19 protein-coding genes are annotated in these 21,980 nt (G+C 46.8%); 5 read left to right on the forward strand and 14 right to left on the reverse strand.

The window, feature by feature from the left end; all coding sequences use genetic code 11:
• Positions 1–118: 118 nt before the first annotated feature.
• Positions 119–1,798 (reverse strand): CTP synthase, encoded by a 1,680-nt coding sequence (locus ACFQY8_RS04750; protein WP_377938748.1) that lies wholly within the window; start codon positions 1,796–1,798, stop codon positions 119–121.
• Positions 1,799–1,911: 113 nt separating this feature from the next.
• Between ACFQY8_RS04750 and ACFQY8_RS04755 the strand changes: the two genes are divergently transcribed.
• Positions 1,912–2,163 (forward strand): hypothetical protein, encoded by a 252-nt coding sequence (locus tag ACFQY8_RS04755; protein WP_377938749.1) that lies wholly within the window; start codon positions 1,912–1,914, stop codon positions 2,161–2,163.
• A 12-nt stretch (positions 2,164–2,175) separates the two neighbouring features.
• Entirely contained in the window at positions 2,176–3,117 is a 942-nt protein-coding gene (locus ACFQY8_RS04760; protein WP_377939198.1) for a low temperature requirement protein A, read from the forward strand.
• Positions 3,118–3,303: 186 nt separating this feature from the next.
• Here ACFQY8_RS04760 and ACFQY8_RS04765 read toward each other — a convergent pair whose 3' ends face one another.
• The 10 genes from ACFQY8_RS04765 to ACFQY8_RS04810 form a co-directional block, all read right to left on the reverse strand.
• Positions 3,304–4,332, reverse strand: a complete 1,029-nt coding sequence (locus ACFQY8_RS04765; protein WP_377938750.1) for a threonine aldolase family protein — start codon at positions 4,330–4,332, stop codon at positions 3,304–3,306.
• 2 nt (positions 4,333–4,334) lie between these two features.
• Positions 4,335–4,796, reverse strand: coding sequence for a type II 3-dehydroquinate dehydratase (aroQ, locus tag ACFQY8_RS04770; protein ID WP_377938751.1), 462 nt, complete (start codon positions 4,794–4,796; stop codon positions 4,335–4,337).
• Between the two features lie 2 nt (positions 4,797–4,798).
• Positions 4,799–6,472: a bifunctional shikimate kinase/3-dehydroquinate synthase gene (locus tag ACFQY8_RS04775; RefSeq protein ID WP_377938752.1), complete on the reverse strand. Its 1,674-nt coding sequence runs from the start codon at positions 6,470–6,472 to the stop codon at positions 4,799–4,801.
• Between the two features lie 90 nt (positions 6,473–6,562).
• Positions 6,563–7,753 carry a chorismate synthase gene (gene aroC / locus ACFQY8_RS04780; RefSeq protein ID WP_377938753.1) on the reverse strand — a complete coding sequence of 397 codons (1,191 nt, stop codon included), beginning with the start codon at positions 7,751–7,753 and terminating at the stop codon, positions 6,563–6,565.
• A 572-nt stretch (positions 7,754–8,325) separates the two neighbouring features.
• Entirely contained in the window at positions 8,326–9,579 is a 1,254-nt protein-coding gene (gene mltG, locus ACFQY8_RS04785) for an endolytic transglycosylase MltG (protein WP_377938754.1), read from the reverse strand.
• 2 nt (positions 9,580–9,581) lie between these two features.
• Positions 9,582–10,022, reverse strand: a complete 441-nt coding sequence (gene ruvX / locus ACFQY8_RS04790) for a Holliday junction resolvase RuvX (protein WP_377939199.1) — start codon at positions 10,020–10,022, stop codon at positions 9,582–9,584.
• Positions 10,023–10,059: 37 nt separating this feature from the next.
• A complete protein-coding gene (alaS, locus tag ACFQY8_RS04795; RefSeq protein WP_377938755.1) occupies positions 10,060–12,735 on the reverse strand; it encodes an alanine--tRNA ligase in 2,676 nt (891 codons plus the stop codon).
• A 20-nt stretch (positions 12,736–12,755) separates the two neighbouring features.
• Positions 12,756–12,998: a hypothetical protein gene (locus tag ACFQY8_RS04800; protein ID WP_377938756.1), complete on the reverse strand. Its 243-nt coding sequence runs from the start codon at positions 12,996–12,998 to the stop codon at positions 12,756–12,758.
• Positions 12,998–13,381, reverse strand: a complete 384-nt coding sequence (locus ACFQY8_RS04805) for a DUF948 domain-containing protein (RefSeq protein WP_377938757.1) — start codon at positions 13,379–13,381, stop codon at positions 12,998–13,000. Before ACFQY8_RS04805 ends, ACFQY8_RS04800 begins: the two co-directional genes overlap by 1 nt.
• Positions 13,382–13,482: 101 nt before the next feature.
• Positions 13,483–14,169 carry a histidine phosphatase family protein gene (locus tag ACFQY8_RS04810; protein WP_377938758.1) on the reverse strand — a complete coding sequence of 229 codons (687 nt, stop codon included), beginning with the start codon at positions 14,167–14,169 and terminating at the stop codon, positions 13,483–13,485.
• A gap of 53 nt (positions 14,170–14,222) precedes the next feature.
• Here ACFQY8_RS04810 and ACFQY8_RS04815 point away from each other — a divergent pair, with 53 nt between their 5' ends.
• Complete coding sequence (locus tag ACFQY8_RS04815) at positions 14,223–14,588, forward strand: phage holin family protein (RefSeq protein WP_377938759.1); 366 nt, start codon at positions 14,223–14,225, stop codon at positions 14,586–14,588.
• A gap of 170 nt (positions 14,589–14,758) precedes the next feature.
• Here ACFQY8_RS04815 and rpsD read toward each other — a convergent pair whose 3' ends face one another.
• Together rpsD and ACFQY8_RS04825 are read right to left on the reverse strand one after the other, a co-directional pair.
• A complete protein-coding gene (gene rpsD, locus ACFQY8_RS04820) occupies positions 14,759–15,385 on the reverse strand; it encodes a 30S ribosomal protein S4 (RefSeq protein WP_377938760.1) in 627 nt (208 codons plus the stop codon).
• A 251-nt stretch (positions 15,386–15,636) separates the two neighbouring features.
• Positions 15,637–18,195: a UvrD-helicase domain-containing protein gene (locus ACFQY8_RS04825; RefSeq protein WP_377939200.1), complete on the reverse strand. Its 2,559-nt coding sequence runs from the start codon at positions 18,193–18,195 to the stop codon at positions 15,637–15,639.
• Between the two features lie 383 nt (positions 18,196–18,578).
• Between ACFQY8_RS04825 and ACFQY8_RS04830 the strand changes: the two genes are divergently transcribed.
• A complete protein-coding gene (locus ACFQY8_RS04830; protein WP_377938761.1) occupies positions 18,579–19,160 on the forward strand; it encodes a xanthine phosphoribosyltransferase in 582 nt (193 codons plus the stop codon).
• A gap of 123 nt (positions 19,161–19,283) precedes the next feature.
• Positions 19,284–20,696 carry a uracil-xanthine permease family protein gene (locus ACFQY8_RS04835; protein WP_377938762.1) on the forward strand — a complete coding sequence of 471 codons (1,413 nt, stop codon included), beginning with the start codon at positions 19,284–19,286 and terminating at the stop codon, positions 20,694–20,696.
• A gap of 108 nt (positions 20,697–20,804) precedes the next feature.
• Here ACFQY8_RS04835 and ACFQY8_RS04840 read toward each other — a convergent pair whose 3' ends face one another.
• The gene (locus ACFQY8_RS04840; protein WP_377938763.1) at positions 20,805–21,857 is read right to left on the reverse strand and encodes a DUF5692 family protein; all 1,053 of its coding nucleotides are present in this window, start codon (positions 21,855–21,857) and stop codon (positions 20,805–20,807) included.
• Positions 21,858–21,980: the final 123 nt, after the last annotated feature.

Genomic DNA, 21,980 nt, shown 5'->3' on the forward strand with positions numbered 1-21,980 from the left:
TCTTTAACCTTTTGCCATTGTAGAAAGTCATATAGCAAATTTCTAGGGGTAATACACAATTGCGCCTTTGGAGTGAAATAGTTCACACCGCAGACGCAATCGAATGTGAGTGTATCTTCTAGGCAGCGGGCTTTTCTGCCTCAAGGGCATGTTTGCGATCTACTGCAGTCTTCACCAAACCCTGGAACAATGGGTGCGGCTTGGTTGGACGACTCTTAAACTCAGGATGAGCCTGAGTACCAATGTAGAATGGGTGAACAGCCTGTGGAAGCTCTACAAACTCTGCAAGTTGTCCATCAGGAGAAGAACCGCTGATAGATAAACCTGCTGCTTCAAGCTCTGGTTTGATATTCAATGCGACTTCGTAGCGATGACGATGGCGTTCGGTTACGTTTGTACTTCCGTAGAGATCTGCTGCCAAAGACTTCTCTTTGAGAACAGCTGGGTAAGAGCCAAGACGCATGGTGTGACCCATATCACCGTTACCGGAAACTATTGCCTTCTGCTCTTCCATAGTGGCAATGACTGGATGTGAAGTACCATCTTCAAATTCAGAAGAATTTGCATCCGCATAGCCGAGTACGTTACGGGAGTACTCAATAACCATAGACTGCATACCTAAGCAGATGCCCAAAGCCGGAAGTTTGTTTTCACGCGCAAAGTGTAATGCTTCAATCTTGCCTTCGATGCCACGGATACCAAATCCACCAGGGATGACGATACCATCGAGCTTGCCGAGGTAGCGCTTTGCCCCCTCAGGAGTTTCGCAATCATCAGCTGCAATCCACTCAACCTTTGCACGAACATGGTTACCAAAACCGCCCGCCTTAATAGCTTCGGTGACAGAGAGATATGCATCCGGCAAATCAATGTACTTACCCACGATACCGATAGTGACTTCGTCCTTTGGATGATGAACACGATCGAGTAGATCTTCCCACTCTGCCCAATCAACATCGCTGCACTTAAGCTCTAAGTGCTCTACAACATACGAATCCAACCCTTCGTTGTGAAGCATAACTGGGATTTCATAGATACTTGGTACATCCACACAATTGACGACGGCCTCTTCAGAGACGTCACACATGAGGGAAATCTTATCCTTGATGCCCTGATTCAATGGTCGGTCAGAACGAAGAACTAAGGCATCAGGACGGATGCCGAGCTGACGAAGCATCATCACAGAATGCTGAGTTGGTTTTGTCTTCAACTCATGTGCCGAGGCAATCCACGGTACCAAAGACACATGCACAAACATGCAATTTTCTGGACCGAGCTCAGTGCGCACCTCACGAGCTGCTTCCAAGAATGGCTGAGACTCAATATCACCGACTGTTCCGCCAATTTCGGTAATGATGACGTCGACATCGTCGGAAGCCTGTTCACGCATGCGCTCTTTAATCTCATTGGTAATGTGAGGAATCACCTGAACACACTGACCAAGATACTCACCAGCACGCTCCTTGCGCAGAACATTCTGATAAATCTGACCAGTTGTTACATTGGCAGCTTGACTCAGCGGCACATCTAAGAAGCGTTCGTAGTGACCGATATCCAAATCCGTCTCTGCTCCGTCTTCCGTCACATACACTTCACCATGCTGGAATGGATTCATCGTACCTGGATCGACGTTGATGTACGGGTCCAACTTCTGCTGAAGCACACGCAACCCGCGGCTGCGGAGAAGACGACCGAGAGATGATGCGGTAAGACCTTTACCGAGGGAAGAAACTACGCCACCAGTGACAAAAATGTGCTTAGTGATATGCTCAGAATTATTACCATGCTCATTAACCATGGAATTTAAGTGTATCAGCCACAGTGTACGAATTCCAAGGTTTAACACGCTGAGAAAGAGGCACCATTCCCCAAGAATTTCAAAGGTTTTGACCTCTTTTGTACTATACTTCTATGGCAGAAAGTTATGTGGAAAAAGTTACTGATGAGATGCATCGTGACGCAGCTCGTTTCATTGCAACTGAAGATAAATCCATTGAAGTTCCAGCGAAAAAAGTTTCGCTCACCGAACTATTTTATGATCTCGTTTTCGTCTTCGCAGTTTCAAAAATCACAGAAATCTTTGAACCTCTACGTCACCATGAGGCAAGCTGGTTGACAGTACTCCTTTATCTGACAGTTTTCATCAGTTTTGTGGGTTCATAGAATATTCAGACCATTTATTTCAACCGTTTTGGACGTCATGATTTCAAAGATATCATCTCGATGACAGTCCTCCAGATGCCAGTTTTACTTTTCATGGCAGAGTATTCTACATCTGAATCTTTCGAAGAGTTTCGTATCTTTTCCGTTGGCCTTATTGTGCTTTCTCTCATTCAGCTTGGTCAGTATGTGTGGATTGCCATTGAAAGAAACGGCAAAACTGATACAAACGTCGCTCGAATATTTGTCGTTATGCTTTCGCTGAGACTAGCAGGAATAATCATCGGGACAATTATTGGTGGATTCATTGGTGTAATTATCGTTAGTATTTCTGTAGTTGCTTTCCTCTTCTATCCTCTCTTAGCAAACAGACAAATGAAGGCAATTCCGCTCAACGTTCCTCATCTCATCGAACGTCTGGGTCTCCTCACCATCATTATGCTTGGTGAGTTGCTCGTTGGGCAGGCACAGTACTTCCGCTTAAGTACATTCACTATTTTTAATATTTTTAGCTATCTCGTCATTGTGAATCTCTTTATGTTCTATATCGTCGAATTTGACCATGTCATTGATGACCATGCCAATGGCAGTAAGGCGACTGTTATGGTGTATTTCCACTACTTAGTATGGTTTGGGATTAACCTTGTTACTGTTGCTTATGACTTCCTCGATCCGCAGGCTCCTCAAGTCGCGCACTACATATTACTTGGAGGAATTATCCTCTTCTATACAGGAGTTCTCATTCACTCGATTTTTAACAGGCCAACTCATCGTATGAATGTTAGAACGCTCGCTTCAATTATTGGTGTCATTGCGTCAGGCTGTATCGTCTCAGTGATGTGGATTTCTGATATTCGTGTAATGGCGACTGTAATTATGCTCAGTACATTTATTGCTCAGGCTCTGTTTGTCGTTTTCAATATACGCAGAATAAAGCAGCATAGTATTGAAGCGTAATGCTCAATCACAGTGAATATGTTTACTAGCCTCACACATTGATAGTGGGGCCATTTCATTTCTATGGGCATTGTTGAGGCTGCTCGTACATGATCTCGAGCAGCCAGAAAAATATCATGGGCTTTACGAACTTCACGCTATGGAAATTGAGTTCTTCTGTCACTAAGGATTTGCCAATACACTCACCTAGTCTAGTGCCTTATCAAGCTCGTCCACCATCTCATCCGTAGTGTCCCAACTCGTTACTATCCGTACAATGTACTGACCGTTATGAGGAGGCTCCCATAAAGTCACCGTTGCCACGCTCGTCAACTTCTTATACTGCTCTTCATTCATTCTGAAGAACTGCTGATTCGTAGGGCTCTCCACATAACGTTCGTACCCATGCGACTCCATCACAGCCACAATACGCTGAGCCAAACGGTCTGATTCGCGACCAATGCGTACATACAAGTCATCAGTAAAAAGCGCATCGAACTGTACACCGAGTACTCGTCCTTGTGCAAGCAAAGCGCCATGCTGCTTAATTTGAGTGACGAAGTGTGATGGCGCTTTACCTGGCTTAAACACAACTGCTTCACCAACTAATGCACCAAGTTTTGTGCCTCCAATATAGAAGACATCAGCAATTTCAGCAAGTTCAGGCAAACTTACATGCTCTGTATGAGATCCCAATGCGTACCCAAGTCGTGCACCATCGATGAATAGAGGCATTTCGAACTCATCGCAGATTGCACGAATTTCCAGTAGATCCTCGCGGGAGTACAAAGTTCCAAACTCAGATGGATAACTCAGATACACCATGCCTGGGTATACCATGTGCGTTTCACTGGGATCATTGTAATGATCTTCAGCGAGCTTCTTAATATCCGCTGGGTTCATTAAGCCATCACGACTCAAAACAGTGAGAACCTTATGCCCGGTAAACTCAATAGCACCCGCCTCGTGCATATTGATATGACCGGTATCTGCAGAAACTACGCCCTCCCATGCATTAAGCATGGTATCAATAATGATTTGATTGGTCTGAGTTCCACCCACGAGGAAGTACACGTCGGCATCTGGCTGAGATACAGCTCCGCAAATCTTGGTACGAGCCTGCACGGTATACTCGTCGTCGCCGTAACCATTCTGCGGAATCCCATTGGTCTTTACTAACGCGTTCAAAACATCGGGATGCGCACCTGCATGATAGTCGTTATGCAACGTGAGCATGTTTAATCCTCGAGTATATTGGAAATTGCCTCGAGAGCAAGCTTGTAACCGTAGAATCCCATACCAGTAATTGTCCCTGTGGCAATAGGCGAAATCACAGAATGCTTGCGGAAAGATTCTCGAGCAGCAGGATTAGAAATATGTACTTCTATGAGCGGTATATCTACGTCGGTGACCTGTGCTGCAGCATCCGCTAACCCGTAAGAATAGTGAGTAAAAGCAGCAGGATTCATAACAATAGGAGTCTTTTCATCGACAGCCTGATGTATCCATTGAATAACTTCAGCTTCAGAATCACTCTGGCGTACATCTACTTTAAATCCAAGCTCTTCGCCCCATTGCGTACACGCAGTACGAAGATTATCAAGAGTATCAGAACCATAAATTTCAGGCTCGCGTACACCCAAACGTCCTAGATTCGGACCATTGACTACTACGATTTTCGTTACTTCACTACGCTTCATTTCTACTCCTCTACCCTATGCAGCGCTTCTAATACACTGTCCTCACTAGGATTTTCAAGTCTTCTCGCATGACCAATACTGTCCACAACGACAAAACGCAACATATTCCCTCGAGCTTTCTTATCGCGATGCATGATGTCGAGTACCTTGCTGTCATCTGCCCCCCTCCATGAAGTAGGAAGTCCCACAGATTCAATGATGTCTCGCGTGTAGTCGACGAATGTACGGTCGACAATTCCATGAATTTGCGCAAGCTGCGCAGCAAAAATCATCCCAACCGCTACAGCTTCACCATGTCGCCATGTAAAGTGCTCAAGTTTCTCAATAGCATGGCCAAGTGTATGGCCATAGTTTAAGAACTCGCGTAATCCTTGCTCTTTCAAGTCAGCACTAACATGCTTTGCCTTGACATGCACGCTGCGCTCGATAAGTTCAGTAATAATTTCCATGTCGTCGTCATCAATGCGAGCAGGATCAAGCGTGCGTAGCACATCTGCGTTGTTTTCCACAATGCGAAGAATCTGAGGATCGCTGATAAATCCCGCTTTGATGACTTCGCCAAGACCCTCGATAAAGATACGTTGATCGAGGGTGCGAAGTGTATCTACATCAGCAAGTACTCCTGCTGGAGTGTAGAAACTTCCGACAAGATTCTTGCCAGCATCGGTGTTTATACCCGTCTTGCCGCCAGTAGAAGCATCAACCATCGCAAGAAGAGAAGTTGGGCAGTTGATATATGTAATTCCTCTCAACCATGTTGCTGCGATGAATCCTGCTACATCAGTTGCTGCTCCGCCGCCGACTCCTACTATGGCATCGGAGCGCGTAAAACCTAACTCGCCTAGTTGGTCCCATACGTGGGAGACAACGCGTAATGTCTTACCTTTCTCAGCATCCGGTACCACGATATCCGTTACATCATATCCTGCTCGACGTAGTATTGTACGCGCCTTATCGCTATGCCGTTGAACAGACGTCGTGTGGATGAGTGCAACTCGAATCACTTTCTTACCTAGAATTTCAGGAAGGTGGCGCATCGTCGCAGTACCGATGCGCACATCATACTCCGGTGTCGCGCCGCTGATATGAATAACTCGTTCCGCTAATGTATCAATCACTGTCTGTGCCGCCTGCCGAGGAGTTTTGCCATGCGTAGGCATGATAAAAGTAGAAATCGTTCTAAAAGTAGGATCACGCTTTTCAAAAAGGTCCATCCACACTTTTTGAGGATTATGTTTCAGAAGAGGTCGCGTACCTGAACGTGTGGCATGCTCGATAGCTTCTTCTGGCTGAGCATCAAGATAGACGACATTCCCCCCATGAGAAGCATACTCGCGAAGGACTCTCTGAGTACCTCTATTCATCGGTGCGCCACCGCCGAGAGAAAGTACTCCATCAAAAATGACATGAGACTCATCGGAACTATTAGCATTCCTGTGGGATTTACTAAAATTGGTAATTTCTAGAAAGTTTGCGATGACATCCCGTTCAATGGTGCGAAATTCATCTTCACCGTATCGGCCAAAGATTTCCTTGACTGTCATGCCCTCTCTACGCTCAATTTCATCATCGGAATCATAAAAGCGGCACCCCATAAGAGACGCTACTTCCCTACCGATGCGAGTCTTTCCGGAGCCAGGCATCCCGATGAAGACAACTCGAGGAATTCGAGGCATACCTCAGTCCTTCCTGCTCAAACAATCTGTACTGTATGAAAACGCAAAATATAATCGCTATAATCTCTATAATCTCGGCTTAGTCGTGGCTTATTGCAAGTATTCCGGCCAACTTGCCACATAAGATTTTATATTTCGCTGTGTTTCATCAATGCTATCCCCGCCAAACTTCTCGAGAACGTACTGTGCCAGTGTCAATCGGACCATTGCTTCAGCGACAACTGCTGCTGCAGGGACAGCCGTAGCATCAGAGCGTTGATGAATAGCTGTAGCATCCTGCCCCGTTACGACATTAACCGTACGCAAAGCTCGTGGGAGAGAAGAAATTGGTTTCATGGCTGCACGCACACGAATTGGCTCGCCGTTCGACATCGACCCTTCTATGCCTCCAGCACGATTACTCAGACGGCGAATTCTGCCATTCTCTCGCACAATCTCATCATGTGCTGCAGACCCTGGACGATCCGCTTCTTTAAATCCATCACCGATTTCTACGCCTTTGATAGCCTGAATCCCCATAAGTGCGGAGGCGAGAGCAGCATCCAGACGACGATCAGACTCTACATAAGTACCTACTCCCGCTGGAACTCCATAAGCGATGACTTCAATAACTCCACCGAGCGTGTCACCTGACTTCTTCGCTTCATCTATGCGAGCCTTCATACGTGCCTCTGCGCCCTTGTCAAGAGTGCGAGTAGGTGATGCGTCTAATGCTTCACAATCCTCAGGTAGCGGTAGTGGATTATCCTCAGAAACGTACTCACCGCCAATTGAAATTACGTGAGAGACAGTTTCGATACCTGCTACCTGCTTCAAAAAATTTGCAGCTACCTGCCCTAATGCCACTCGTGAGGCAGTTTCGCGCGCAGAAGAGCGCTCGAGAACAGGGCGTGCATCGGTAAACCCATACTTACGCATACCGGTAAGATCCGCATGACCTGGGCGAGGATTACTTAAAGCAGCGTTGCGTCCAGAATCGCTCAGCTGCACACCTTCCTCCAGTGGATCTGCACTCATAACCTCAGTCCACTTAGGCCATTCTGTATTGCCAATTTCAATAGCAATCGGTGATCCTAATGTCTTTCCGTGGCGTACCCCTGTAAGTAGTCTGACCTGATCTTGCTCGAATTTCATACGTGCGCCACGTCCATATCCAAGGCGACGTCGTGCAAGTGCTTGCCTAATATCTTCACTTGTAATCTCCACACCACTAGGCAGCCCCTCTATCATCGCCACAAGTGCTTCTCCGTGAGATTCACCTGCTGTTTGCCAACGTAACATATCACACCTCGCCTTGTGCGCCTGCACACGTTATATGTGCACGTCTGCGACTTTTGACGTGTTCACTTTCTCGTTCTAAGCTTACAGAATGGACTACCTTTCCGCAGTCGTAATGGTATTGCCTTGTTTACTAGGCGGACTCTTGCTTGCAATTCGCGATTTTTTCTTACGGAAAGTTTCTCGATTGCACATAATCCTACTCTTTATCATCCAATTTCTCTGGCTGAGTGCACTGATATTCTTACATCTCGCTCCATACCATATCGTTATTGATGCAACCACTTTTGCGATTGTTGCAGTAGCTATTCTCTTTATGTTTCATGTCATGTCGCATGGCGGGCTAGGGCTGGGAGATGTAACAGCAGGAAGTGCATTAGCGATAATCCTATGTCCGTTATCAATTGACCACTGGTATGTCATTTTTATATGGCTATGCATTGCAAGTGTGTTAACTCTGCTAACTATGCTTATACGAAAAAAGCCAGACTCAGCGTTTCTTCCTGCTCTATACCTTGGAGCAGTACTGACACTGAGTGTGGCTTCATCCATAATTTAGTGATGTCCTGTGAGCGTTAGTGATTCGCTTCCCAGCTTTGGTATTCCTTTGAAAACTCTTGGAACTGCGACTCATCTGCTGTAAATTTTGTTTCTCCTGTTTCAAGGTTAACTGTTACAAAGTAAATCCAGTCTCCTTGCTCGGGGTTCATTACCGCCTTAATAGCATCGTCACTCGGCATATTGATAGGCGTAGGCGGTAATCCCTTGTTGATACGGTCATTGTACGGATTCGACGCATCAGAAAGCTGAGAGACTGTCAGCTGCCGGGCATTAATTCCGAGGCTGTATGCGATGACGCTATCCATTCCTAGTGGCATATCTTGTGCAAGACGATTCTCTATGACACGAGCAACTTTCCCGTAGTATTCAGAATGATTAACCTCACCTTCCACAATCGAAGCCTTACTCAATACTGTCTCATATTGGTCTTCAGAGACACCAAGAGACTGCAACTTTGCTATCCGCTTATTAACCATCTCAGCGAGAATGTCATGCGAACTTGTCTTGCTTTTAACGTTGTATGTGCCAGGCTCAAACCAGCCTTCCCACTTTCCTCCTGCAGCGTTTGGTAAAATTCCCGAGCCATCTGATGCCGTTAATGCATCGAAATCTTCTTGACTAAACTTCGTCATTTTTACTGCGGATGCGATGACCGTCTTAAGCGTTTCTCCTGGACGAACCACAAGCGATCCAGAAATTTTTGATGCGTCCGTAACTACTGTGACAACGTCTGCCGCCGCCATCTTTTTCTTTAAAGTAAAAGTTCCAGCCTGGAGCTTATTCTCAGCATGCGCACTGCTCACTGCACTTGTAAAAGCACCAACAGAGCGTATAACTCCCGCATTCACGAGCTTTTGAGCAAATTGCGCAGTACCCTCGCCTTCTTCAAACGTTACCTCCACACTACCGGAGCCTGGACCAGGATAGTCGAGGTTCTCTGCTGTACGAGTTGTACTTGCCTGCGTGGCACTACGGAGCTTATGCGTAAGTGCTACGCCACCAAAGCCTAAACCAACTATGAAAGCGATGATAAGGATAGTGATGAGAATGCGCCTGCGACGTTTACGCCTCATCTTCTTTTTCAGTTCGCGCACTTGACGACGACGGTGCGGCGGTAGTGGCGGCGCTGCCTTATCGCGCTGAGCAACTAAATCCTGCTCAGTCGTAGTTTGTGAAACGAGATTTTGCGCTTCAGTGCTATGCTGCGAAAAGCCTACCTGTGAATCGTTCTGGTCGAACATATCAAATAAGTCTTGACTTTCAGCCATCTTTACACCTTTGTCTCTTCGCTCTTATGCATTTCAAGAGCCTCTTGTAGAAGTATAACAGCAGCTTGACTATCGACGACAGAACGATGTTTGCGCATCCTAAGACCTGCATCAAGAAGCTGATTATGAGCACTTACAGATGTGAGACGCTCATCCATCAGAGTTACCTCTACACCTTCGATAAAATACTGAGCAAGCTTATTTCTCAAAACCGTAGCCCAACGCTTTGCCTTTTTTGCACTTTTCCCTTCAGACCCATCAAGCTGCAATGGATAGCCCACGATAACTTTGGAAACACCATTATCTTCGATAAGCGCTATGACGTCTTCAATGGCAAAAAAGTAATCTCCATTGACCTTAATATGATCCTCAGGATGAGCGAGGAGTAAATCCGAATCACTCAGCGCAATTCCTACGCGAGCATTTCCAAGATCTACTCCCATCCAAATGTGACTATCACTCAAAGGCAGCCTTTTACCCCTAGTTACTTCTGACGTTGTCAGCCAAGGAAGCCAAAGCGGCATCAATCTTTGATGCATCTTGTCCACCGCCCTGAGCAAAGTCAGGCTTTCCGCCACCGCCACCACCGAGCATCTTCGATGCCTCGCGTACGAGATCGCCTGCTTTGATTCCCCTATCACGAGCGGTGTCATTCGTAGCAACGATGACAATAGGGCTTCCGGAATCACCCACACCTGCCATAGCCACAACAACGGGCTTATCACTACCCAACTGTCCACGGACATCCATGACTGCAGCGCGAAGTGCATCTGGGGTACCGAATTGACCTACATTTGCAGTCACTGCTACTACAGGGTCGGAAGACTTTCGTGCTGCATCCACAAGAGATGGAATCTGCGACTTAAGCTGTGTCTCATAGAGTGCAGCAAGCTTGCGATCCGATTCCTTGAGCTTTGCCATCAATGTTGCAATACGGTCGGTGAGCTCATCTGGACGTGCATGCATTACATCGGATAGTTGAGATACAAGCGCGTGCTCGCGTGCGTGGAATTCATATGCCTTTTCGCCTACGACTGCATCCACTCGACGGACACCTGTACCGACAGAGGACTCGCTCATCAAAGTAACAGCGCCAATCTTACCGACATGATCGATATGCGTGCCACCGCAAAGCTCTCGACTCCAGCCATCTTCGCCAATCGACACGACACGTACGATGTCACCATATTTCTCGCCGAAGAGATGCATTGCGCCAAGAGCAATAGCATCGTCAAACTTCATTTCCTTGGTCGTTACTGCAAGGTTTTCGCGAAGTTTTTCATTCACGCGTGCTTCTACAGCGTTCATAGCCTGCTCGCTTGGTGCAGATGCCCATTGGAAATCGAAGCGTAAACGATTTGGAGCATCTTCCGAACCACGCTGAGTTGCCTGTGGACCAAGCTCCTCACGAAGCGCTTTATGCACCATGTGAGTTGCCGTATGTGACCTCGCAATTGCACCGCGACGGTCTACATCGATGGTTGCCGTCACCGCTGCATTCACAGTCAAAGTGCCTTCAGTCAGGCGTGCCTGATGAACAATGAGGTCCTTAATCGGCTTTTGTACATCGTCTACTTCCAACACCGCACCATCGTCAGAGAGAATTTCACCCTGATCGGCAAGCTGACCACCTGCTTGTGCATAGAACGGAGTGCGGTCAAGAATGACTTCGACGGTCGCAGGAGCAGTGACGGCTGGTACTGAACCCTTACCTTCCTGGATAATGCCAAGCACCCGCCCACGCGCAGACAAGTCCGTATAGCCAAGGAAGTCAATTGGAGATTCCAAAGTCTTCTTGACATCATCATAGACAGATAAATCAACGTTACCGCGTTTCTTCAGAGCATCTGCACGCGCGCGCGCCTTCTGTTCAGCCATTAATTCACGGAATGCAGTTTCGTCAACTTTGACACCCTGCTCAGCTGCCATCTCAAGCGTAAGCTCGATAGGGAAACCATACGTATCATGAAGCGCAAATGCATCTTCACCAGACACTTCAGTTCCCTTAGCCTTTGCCTTTGAAACTGCAACGTCAAGGATAGTTGTGCCATTGTCAAGTGTACGACGGAATGCGTCCTCTTCACCATATGCTGCATTTTCGATATCAGCGAAAGAATCGTTCAACTGTGGATAGCTTGCATTCATAACGCTCTTAGACACAGGCATCAAGTGAGGAAGAACTTCTTCTTGGACACCGAGCATCTTCATAGAGCGCATAGTGCGGCGCAGAAGTCGACGAAGGACATAGCCGCGACCTTCGTTAGAAGGACGAACGCCATCTGACATAATCATCAATGCAGAACGAACGTGATCTGCTACAACTCGGAAACGAACATCGTTATCTTCATTCTCACCATACTTGAGGCCAGAGAGCTTCTCAGCTGCCTCGATGACGGGGAACATTTCGTCCGTCTCGTAAATGTTTTCTTTACCTTGAAGCAGGTATGCAACACGTTCGAGACCCATACCTGTATCTATGTTCTTGTTTGCAAGCTCGCCGACAATGTGCAAATCGGTTTTGGACTTGACATTATCCACTTCGTAGTTTTCAAACACCAAATCCCAAATCTCAGTGTAGCGGTTTTCATCAGCTATTGGGCCGCCTTCTTTGCCATACTGAGCACCGCGATCTACATAAATTTCTGAGCATGGACCGCCAGGACCAGGACCACCCATAGTCCAGAAGTTATCTTCCATCCCCATGACCTGCATGTGCTCAGGATCCATACCCTCGTTACGCCAGATAGCGCGAGCCTCATCATCGTCAGTAAAAGTAGTGACCCACAACTTTTCTGTGTCAAAGCCGTAGCCGCCCTGATCTTGAGGAGTTGTCAAAAGTTCCCACGCATAGTGGATAGCTTCTTCTTTAAAATAATCACCAAAAGAGAAGTTACCAAGCATCTGGAAGAAAGTGCCGTGGCGTGTGGTCTTACCCACTTCATCGATATCTAATGTACGAACGCACTTTTGATTGCTCGTCACGCGGGACCGAGGGGGAGTCTGCTCACCCAAGAGATACGGTACAAATGGGACCATACCCGCAATGGTGAAAAGAGTCGTTGGATTAGGAGAAATCAAAGAGGCAGAAGGAAGAACCAAATGCCCCTGCTTCTCGAAATATCCTGTGTACCGTTTTGCGATTTCTGACGTGCGCATTGACGCGTATCTCCTTGAATTTAACGATTGCCGAACTTCTCAGCGTAAGAATTGTTCATCTCTGCCTCTTTATCTGCGAAATTCTTCTTGAAATCTTCAACTAAAGAGCCAAGAGTTCTCAGGGCTACATTGTCTTGATCTGGTCCCAGAACGAATTCACGCGCCATGCGAGGCGTATGAGAACGAACGTAGCCAGAAGCTTTACTCGCTACGACGAGACCCGTTGCAAGACCAGCACAAAACCAAAAGATGCGTTTGACCATTATTTCTCCTCTGCTTGGCTGTGGGCGCCGGACTTATGGAAGAATCCTTTAACCGTTTCTTGTACTGCATAGGCAGCAGAAGCTATCTTGATGACCGGCTTACCAAGTACTGCACCATACAAATCAGTCAATGCTCCTACATTACGTGCCGTAGTTGAAGCAGCAGAAGAAATTTGATTGACATCTTCGAGAGACTGATTGACTTTCTTCACCGTATCAACACTCTCATCCAAAGCTGGAATGGCATGATCTCCCGTATTTTTTACGGTATCAGCGATTTGATCAAACAACTTACCCAATCGGATAAGCGGATAAATCATGAAACCTGCAAGTACTGCAAACACTATCGCCGCAATCAAACTCGCAATCTGTCCGAGATCCATGACACATCTCCTTGTGGTTTAAGACATACTTTTCCTAAGGCTACCACTAGGTATAGGCGGTAAACTTACTGGTCACGTCCTACTGGTTACATTCGTAATTGTTACTCGTTGTATCCTACGATAGCCATCGATTCATCAAAACTTTTCGCGTGAAGATTAAAATCTATGCGTGTAATGCTGCCGTTGGCAGGACGTTTCGCACAATCTATGTCAGCAGGAGCACTATCCTTAAAACGCTGGATAAGGCTGAGCAGCGTATTCCCATGGGAAATGAGCAGCACGTTAGACTCATCATGAACACTACGTGACTTTGCGATGATGCCGAATCCTCGCTTAATTCTGTTCCAATATTCATCATCATTTTCAGCATGATGGAAAGGATCAGCTTCCTTCAAAAAATCCTTGGTAGCGTACGGTCCAAACTTCTTAAGAATTTCAGCATAACTATAAGCACCATGAGGTGCCCCTGCTGCCCACCATGCTTCATTCATATCGCGACCTTCGAAATACCCGTAGAATTGCTCGCGAAACTCCATATGTACACTTGGTTCGAGCTTACTAAACCGTGCAGCGACGTTACGCTGCAAAATCATGTCAAGAGTTTGCTGTGCCCGTGTAGTATCCGAGCAAAAAGCTGCATCGAATTTCACGTCAGCGAGTTTCTCACCTGCTTTTACAGCGTCATTCTTACCATTCTCAGTCAGCGGCGAGTTGCTCCATCCCTGAAGCCGGTTATATAAGTTGAAGTATGTCTGTCCATGACGGACTAAATACAAATGAATAGCCATGAGCACTACTTTAGCGCTTACAAAGAGGTAACAAGGAGCTATACTGGTGTGTCATGACTAAATTTTTAACTCGCTGGGTCATTATGACTCTTGCCACTGCTATCACGGTGTGGCTCGTACCTGGACTACATATTGTTGGCAACAACAAATGGTTTGCTTATGCTGGATTTGCTTTATTTATGGCACTGATCAATGCCTCTATTAAGCCCTTTATGCAAGCGGTATCGCTGCCTTTAAGTATTTTATCCTTCGGATTGGTAGCGTTAATAGTAAATGCGGTATGCTTCGAACTTGCTGGCGCTCTCGCATCTGAGGTCCTTGGATTTGGCCTTGCCTCAGGCAGCTTTGGCTGGTCTTTAATGGGAGCAGTCGTTCTGTCTATTGTTTCAGGAATTTTGGGAATGCTCAATTTTGATTAAGCGTTCTATAATTCCCTAATTCCCTTTGACTTGATTCATAGCTATTACAATTATTAAAGACCGTCGCCTTGCACCAAGCCAAGCGACGGTCTTTGTGTATGTATGCCGCAATAAATGTTTTGCTTCTGCTGCAGTGTATTGCCGTGTAAACAGCAGAAGTACAGTTCTTTTTAACGAGAGTAGTGTTCGACCACGTACTGAATGTTTACAGTTACTGGAATCTCTTCTACTTCAGGCTTACGAGTCAAAGTAGCCTTAAGAGCTGCCAAGTTAACATCGAGGTAACCCGGAACTGCAGGGAGAACGTCGCGGTGTACACCTTCAGCTGCTGCCACGAATGGCTCCATGGTCTGGCTCTTTGGCTTAACCTGAATGGTTTGACCTGGCTTTACATGGTAGCTTGGGCGGTCCACGATGTTTCCGTCAACGAGAATGTGACGGTGAACGACGAACTGACGTGCCTGTGCGGTAGTACGAGCAAAACCTGCACGCAATACAAGAGCATCAAGACGAGCTTCGAGGTTTACCAACATCGCGTTACCGGTCTGACCAGCTTCACGACGGGACTTTTCATAAATCGCACGCATCTGCTTCTCAGAGATGCCATACTGAGCACGCAGACGCTGCTTTTCACGCAAACGTACCGCATAATCAGACTCTGCACGACGACGATCGCGACCATGTTCACCTGGACCATATGGGCGCTTTTCGAAGATGCGCTGAGCCTTAGGGGTTAAAGCGATGCCGAGAGCGCGAGAAAGACGCACCTGACGGCGTGCACGCTGTACCTTAGTCATTTAATATCCTTCTGTTGTAGATAAGCAAGATGATTTCACTGGTGTGAAACCACCGAGTCAGCCAACTCCTGCGCTTAGCACTGAACCGTTGCTTATATCTTGTTCAGCGTTTAATAGTTTATCTATCTCTAAATAAACTACCGACCCGCAGACGGGCCAAGACTCCAGAGCTACGTACTTCTACCGAAGTCTAAGCACATAACAGTATCAAGGATACACCTAACTTGCTACATTCGTGCTACCTTGCTACATTAAAGTTTCTCGATTGGTGCCATGCGCACCAAGAGTCGCTTTGTGCCTGCCGAACCAAAATCTACAGTCATAACCGAGTTACGCCCCCGATCTTCAAGCGCAGTAATAGTACCTAAACCATGCTCATCATGGATGACCTTCTCACCTACTGTAAAATCAGCAATAGTAAAGCCATTGTCCTTAGAGACTTTCGACGTAGATTGTTGACGTCCCACTGCCGAGGTGCTCGAGGCAATATGCTGTGTCTTGACAGCCTTTTTCTTCGAATAGGAGGATTGATTATACGTACCATACGAGCGAGATTTTCCACTTCCATACGTTGATCGCGAACCATAATTGCTGCGTGACCGCTGCATCGACGACGAGCCGCCAAAGGTAGATTTACTACCAAAGGATGAGCCTGAATAATTGTCCCCCCATCCATTGGTAGAAGCGGAGTAATCATCGAAATCAGCAAAATCATCGTCCGATGCCCAACCTGATCGCATCCGTTCCATCGTAGATTCTTTGCGAACCCAATCGATAAGATGAGCAGGAATCTCGTCGAGGAATTGACTTGGCATCATCTCGGCAGCTTGTCCCCATTGAGAACGAACAGCTGCGCGGGTGACATAAAGTTTGCGCTGAGCACGGGTAATGCCCACATATGCAAGACGACGCTCTTCAGCCAGTTCTTTCTCATCCTCTACGCTACGAGAGTGAGGGAATGTACCCTGCTCCATACCTGGCAAAAAGACCACCGGATACTCAAGACCTTTCGCGGTGTGCAGCGTCATCAGAGTAACAGTGCCGCGGTCTTCGCCATCACCTGGCAGCTGATCAGAGTCTGCTACAAGCGCAGTAGTCTCCAAGAATCCGGCAAGAGAAGCATCAGGAGTATTTTGCTCGTATTCAGCTGCAACAGATTGCAACTGGCTCAAATTATCAACGCGTGTAGCATCTTGAGGATCATGAGAACGGCGAAGTTCATCAACTAAACCAGTTTTTTCCAAAACTTCTGCGATGATTTCGCTCGGATGGGCATCATGCTCTGTAGCGAACTGTCTGAGAGAACGCATAAGGTCACGGAATGCGAGAACTCCGTTCAATGTCCGCGCAGGGATATCAGGATTGCTATCAGCAAATTCAATCGCCGACCAGAAAGTATCATTGCGAGCCGCAGCACTTTCATTGAGAAGAGCTTCCGCCCTTGCACCTAACCCACGTTTAGGAATATTCATAATCCGGCGAGTATTGACATCATCATCAGGGTTTGCTATTGCCTGAACGTATGCCATCGCATCTTTGACTTCGCGACGTTCGTAGAAACGAGTTCCTCCGACGAGTTGATACGGAATACCTGCGTTGATGAGAGCTTCTTCAAGGGAGCGAGACTGCGCATTGGCACGATACATAATCGCTATCTGTGAGTATGGATACTGTTCTTCGCCTTCAATACGAGCTATCTCTGTGGCAATCCATTGTGCTTCTTGCGCAGCATTGTCTGCAGCGTATCCAGTAATTTTCTCGCCTTCACCGAGAGCTGTCCATAGTTTCTTCGGAGTACGATTGTCATTCTGAGAAATGACTGCATTTGCAGCATCCAGAATTGTTTGAGTAGAACGGTAATTTTGCTCCAGCATAATGGTTTTCGCATTATCAAAGTCATTTTCGAAGTCCAAAATATTCGAGATATCCGCACCGCGGAATGCGTAGATAGACTGGTCGGAATCACCAACGACAGTAACCCATGCAGGATGGATTTGTGGCGTAACTTCTGCTAGCTCTTTACTCGCGAGAAGGCGTATAAGAATGTACTGAGCATGATTCGTGTCCTGATATTCATCTACAAAGATGAAGCTGAAACGACGACGATAAAACTCTAACGCCTCATGCGATGTTCTCAGAAGCTCGACCGTTCTAGTAAGTAAATCGTCGAAATCTACAGAATTTGCAGCTCCAAGACGATACTGATACTCGGCATAGCATACCGCATACACTTCTTCAGCATTACCTAGATTTGCTATATGTTGTCCTCTGCGACCTGGCTTATAGTCAGAAGCTACATGTTGCAAAGCTTCCTCATAAGAGATGAGCTTATTTTTAAAATCTGAAATCGCATTCAGGATACTACGCGGAGTAAAACGTTTAGTGTCGATATTGAGATCTGCAGCGATGAGTTTAATTAAGCGCTCGCAATCTGCTTGGTCATAGATAGAAAACCCTGACTTGAGACCAATGGCTTCCCCGTGACGACGAAGAATGCGCACACACGCTGAGTGGAAAGTCGAAACCCACATACGTTGAGCAGCATCTCCAATTAAACTCGCTAAACGCTCGCGCATTTCGGCCGCAGCCTTATTCGTAAAGGTAATAGCAAGAATTTGGCTCGGGTACGCATGCCATTGCGTCAGTGCCCACGCAATACGACGAGTGAGGACTCGAGTCTTGCCAGAGCCCGCGCCTGCACCGATGAGCAACGCCGGTCCCTCATACTGTACCGCTTCACTCTGCTGGGTATTTAATCCATCAATTAAATCATGTGCACTATGCTCGATAACTTCTGGCGCAGTAGCAATTCGGGACAATGGCGCACTCTGTGCATGTGCCTGAGTATACGGTGCAGATGTTCGTGATGCTTCTAAAGCGGACGAAGTGAAGTTAGTCCTAGAACTTGCTCTCGTAGCCTCGCGCTTCTCCTGCTCCAGGCGTAAACGAGCACGTTGACGAGGAGAAAGCGCTTTATTATCAGCGTTTCTAGCATTATTTTCTGAAGTAAAGTCGAAGCCAGATTGCGATAAAGTCATTGCTCTGTTTTAGCACACGAGGGTTACTTATCGCCTCGTCACGCAGACGCGTTATGATTTAACTCACACAATTTTCCACCATTACCCTTCCGACACTACTCACTGAAAAGTACGCTATGTGTCAACGAGGTAATTAAAGCAGAATTGAGTTTCGAATGAAGCTTCTTGAAGACCGTATTCGCACAGAAGGAACCGTCAAACCTGGCGATGTCCTTAAAGTGGATGCTTTCCTGAACCACCAGTGCGACGTCGCTCTCTTCGACAAGATGGGCGAAGAATGGGCACGTCTTTTCGTTGGTACTCGTGTCGATAAAATTTTGACTATTGAGGCATCCGGCATTGGAATTGCCTGTGTGGCTGCACGTCACTTCAACAACGTTCCTGTCGTGTTTGCAAAAAAGGCACAGTCTATCAACCTTGATGGCGAGCAGTACTCCACTTCTATTTACTCCTTTACTAAGCAAAAGGAATTCCCCGTCATCGTCTCAAAAAAGTATCTGAATGAAGGCGAGCATGTCCTTATCGTTGACGATTTCTTAGCTAACGGGAATGCCCTCAATGGTTTGCTTCATATTTGTGAAACGGCTGGCGTCATAGTCGAAGGTTTCGGCATCGCCGTTGAGAAAGGCTTCCAAGGTGGCGGTGACGCCTTGCGCAAGCGAGGATATCGAGTTGAATCACTTGCGAATATACGCACCATGAATGCTGAAACAGGTGATATTGAATTTAACTCATAAAACGTGCAAGGCTGTTTCCTCAGGAAAGACGGAAGCAGCCTTTCTTATACGTTCATGCATTCTCATGATTTCTCATGAGAGATAAAAGTTAAGTAATAGAGATAAGAGAAGAAAGAGAAAGTCATGGCTGAAAATACCAGCATCTCTACCGGCGCTGCACTGCGTCAGCTGGATGGAAAAATTTCTTTCTGGAAGGGCATTCCCTTCGGCATTCAGCACGTTCTTGCAATGTTCGTCGCGAACCTCACCCCTATCGCCATAGTCGTAGGAGCAGCTAAGCTTCCTGTAGAGCAGAGTGTGTGGATTACTAGTTCCGCACTTCTCGTAGCAGGCTTAGGCACTGTCTTGCAACTCTACCCTATTATGGCGTACTGGAGTAAATCTGCCGATGAAGGCTGGCGCGTAGGCGCGAAAATGCCAATCGTAACGGGTGTTTCCTTCACATATGTCGCAGCGGCATCTACTATCGCTGCAAATCCAAAGCTTGGCTACGGCGCAGTCGTTGGCGCAGTAATTGTGGGTGGCCTTATCGAATTCATTCTCGGGCTCACTGCTCGTTTTTGGAAGCGTTTCGTCAATCCTATCGTGTCGGCAGTTGTCGTGACTACCATTGGATTCTCTCTTTTGTCGACCGGCGCTACATCCTTCGGTGGCGGTTCAGGTGCAAAAGATTTCGGTTCTTGGCAAAATCTTACGGTTGCTACTATTACTTTAATCGCTTGCCTCGCTTTCCAAGTTCTCGCAAAGGGAGTAGCAAAGCAACTTTCTGTCTTGTTTGGATTAATCGTCGGCTACATCGTCGCCCTTCTTTTCACATTTACAGGTCTTGCACCTCATATGGTAGATTTCTCTAAGTTCCAAGGACTTCAGGCGGTATCATTACCACACCTTGCACCCATGATGCCATTCGGTATCAAGTTTGATGCAGGAGCAATTCTCTCCTTCGCACTGCTCTACGTCGTTTCCTCCGTGGAAGTTCTAGGCAATACTGCTTCTCTTGCCGAAGTCGGGTTTAACCGCAATCCAGATGATAATGAGACAGCTGGTGCAATAGCTGGAGACGGTCTTATTTCCTCAATCTCAGGCCTCTTCGGCGCACTACCATTAACTTCCTTTGCACAAAATGTCGGGCTCGTAGCGATGACTAAGGTTGTCAACCGTAAGGTCATCCTCTCCGGCGGCGTCATTTTGATTTTGGCAAGCTTCATTCCGGGATTCGCAGCAGTGTTTAATTCTCTTCCTCAAGCAGTTCTCGGAGGCTGCACGATTATGATGTTTGGTTCCATCGTCCTCGCAGGTGTACAAATGATTGCAAAAGCTGGCTTTACTCAGCGTAACATCACTATCGTGACTCTTGCACTCACTATTGGAATCGGCTTTACACAGACTTCGCCGAACATCTTCCAGAACTTCCCGCAACTTTTCCAGTCGGTCTTCTCCAACGCGATTGCAATCGCATTCGTCGTAGCGCTTATTCTCAGTTGGGTTCTTCCTGACGAGAAACACTTCCTCGCTGAAGATACTGAAGTGGCTTAAGTTCTCTTTCTACACAACAAAAGGAGCATCCCGACTCTCAATGAATCGAGATGCTCCTTTTATGTGCTTAATTTATACACTTAATTTGTACGCACATATTGCACTAATTTAAGCCGCGAGCACAGCCTCCTTATCGCTACTATCAACACGTGCTGCAGCTTGCTCAAAGTCACGGGTACCCACAAAGACTTCAGACTTATATGGATTGACATGTAGCTTCTTTGCACGGTAAGCGATGTAAATAATCGCTGCAATATTCGCAGCCAATGCAAGAAGAGAAACCACTACGTTTGCTGTCGAGTTCATAGTGGACTGCACAGCAAACGGGCTATCTACACCCATAGATGGGATGGACGTCTGGAACGTTGGGAATACCTGAGCAAACATGCACCAAATTGCAAGTGTATTTGCACGGTTCTGAATCCAACCACCCTTGTTCCACAAGAAGTTGGCTACAGTTGGAGCAAGGAGCAAAGCTAATCCGCAGTACCATGCGTGATTTGGTAGGCAGTTGTAGGTATAGCAGAAGTTCCACACATCATAAGCGAGGATAAACACCCATGTCATATCTGCCCAAACCATATCATCCTTCTTCTTGGAAGAATATACTGCCCACCAGCCTGTCATGCAGAAGATATTGATGAGACCAGCGATACCGTTAAAGACATTCTGCCAACCAGCAGTTACTGTTATGTGCTCTGATGTCGTCCATACTGCCGAACCGTTGACCCATGTCACATTGCCAGTGAAGAAATGAGCTGCAGATTCAAAATCTGAGACTACAGCAATTAAAATGTTGATAGCCACGATGACAAATGGGAATGCACGGAACCAGTGGGCTTTCCCCAGCTTACCCCAGCGGTATTTAATCATCATAAAGCCAATACACCCTACCAACGCTGCATAGACCTTCGCATAATGGAACCAGCCATTAGCAAATACAACCGTCGGATTATTGACGCCCCAGCTTACTCCCATTGAGGCAGCTGCCGTGACGGTGATAACGTAAATCGTCATCGCAATCGGCAGGCCGACAAACATAATGAGTCCGCCTGCTTTAGTGCGACGCGCTAACTCATTAAGAGCAATAAGCGCTACAAAAACAAGAATCCATCCGAGCCATTGTGTCGCTGCATGCGCACCATAGACTTGAAAAAGCATCTTTGCCCCTCCTGTGTGTTATTTTTTATCTCTTTTCGAGCAGAGAACTTCTTTGTTCAAAATGTCAATGTTTTCCACTCTTGAGGAGATTCGTTTTTTATTATTACACAACTCGAGACTCGC

Source organism: Alloscardovia venturai, from assembly GCF_042676605.1.
Lineage (GTDB): Bacteria > Actinomycetota > Actinomycetes > Actinomycetales > Bifidobacteriaceae > Alloscardovia > Alloscardovia venturai.

Coding starts and splice junctions, on each gene's coding strand:
- ACFQY8_RS04765 (WP_377938750.1), bottom strand. CDS start 4,332: ATGCTCACGTTGCATAACGACTATCATGCAGGTGCGCATCCCGATGTT.
- alaS (WP_377938755.1), bottom strand. CDS start 12,735: ATGCGCACGTCAGAAATCGCAAAACGGTACACAGGATATTTCGAGAAG.
- ACFQY8_RS04815 (WP_377938759.1), top strand. CDS start 14,223: ATGACTAAATTTTTAACTCGCTGGGTCATTATGACTCTTGCCACTGCT.
- ACFQY8_RS04810 (WP_377938758.1), bottom strand. CDS start 14,169: ATGGCTATTCATTTGTATTTAGTCCGTCATGGACAGACATACTTCAAC.
- ruvX (WP_377939199.1), bottom strand. CDS start 10,022: ATGGGAGTAGATCTTGGAAATGCTCGCGTAGGAATTGCGCTGAGTGAT.
- ACFQY8_RS04835 (WP_377938762.1), top strand. CDS start 19,284: ATGGCTGAAAATACCAGCATCTCTACCGGCGCTGCACTGCGTCAGCTG.
- ACFQY8_RS04775 (WP_377938752.1), bottom strand. CDS start 6,472: ATGCCTCGAATTCCTCGAGTTGTCTTCATCGGGATGCCTGGCTCCGGA.
- aroC (WP_377938753.1), bottom strand. CDS start 7,753: ATGTTACGTTGGCAAACAGCAGGTGAATCTCACGGAGAAGCACTTGTG.
- ACFQY8_RS04840 (WP_377938763.1), bottom strand. CDS start 21,857: ATGCTTTTTCAAGTCTATGGTGCGCATGCAGCGACACAATGGCTCGGA.
- rpsD (WP_377938760.1), bottom strand. CDS start 15,385: ATGACTAAGGTACAGCGTGCACGCCGTCAGGTGCGTCTTTCTCGCGCT.
- aroQ (WP_377938751.1), bottom strand. CDS start 4,796: ATGAAGCGTAGTGAAGTAACGAAAATCGTAGTAGTCAATGGTCCGAAT.
- ACFQY8_RS04755 (WP_377938749.1), top strand. CDS start 1,912: ATGGCAGAAAGTTATGTGGAAAAAGTTACTGATGAGATGCATCGTGAC.
- ACFQY8_RS04750 (WP_377938748.1), bottom strand. CDS start 1,798: ATGGTTAATGAGCATGGTAATAATTCTGAGCATATCACTAAGCACATT.
- mltG (WP_377938754.1), bottom strand. CDS start 9,579: ATGGCTGAAAGTCAAGACTTATTTGATATGTTCGACCAGAACGATTCA.
- ACFQY8_RS04830 (WP_377938761.1), top strand. CDS start 18,579: ATGAAGCTTCTTGAAGACCGTATTCGCACAGAAGGAACCGTCAAACCT.
- ACFQY8_RS04800 (WP_377938756.1), bottom strand. CDS start 12,998: ATGGTCAAACGCATCTTTTGGTTTTGTGCTGGTCTTGCAACGGGTCTC.
- ACFQY8_RS04805 (WP_377938757.1), bottom strand. CDS start 13,381: ATGGATCTCGGACAGATTGCGAGTTTGATTGCGGCGATAGTGTTTGCA.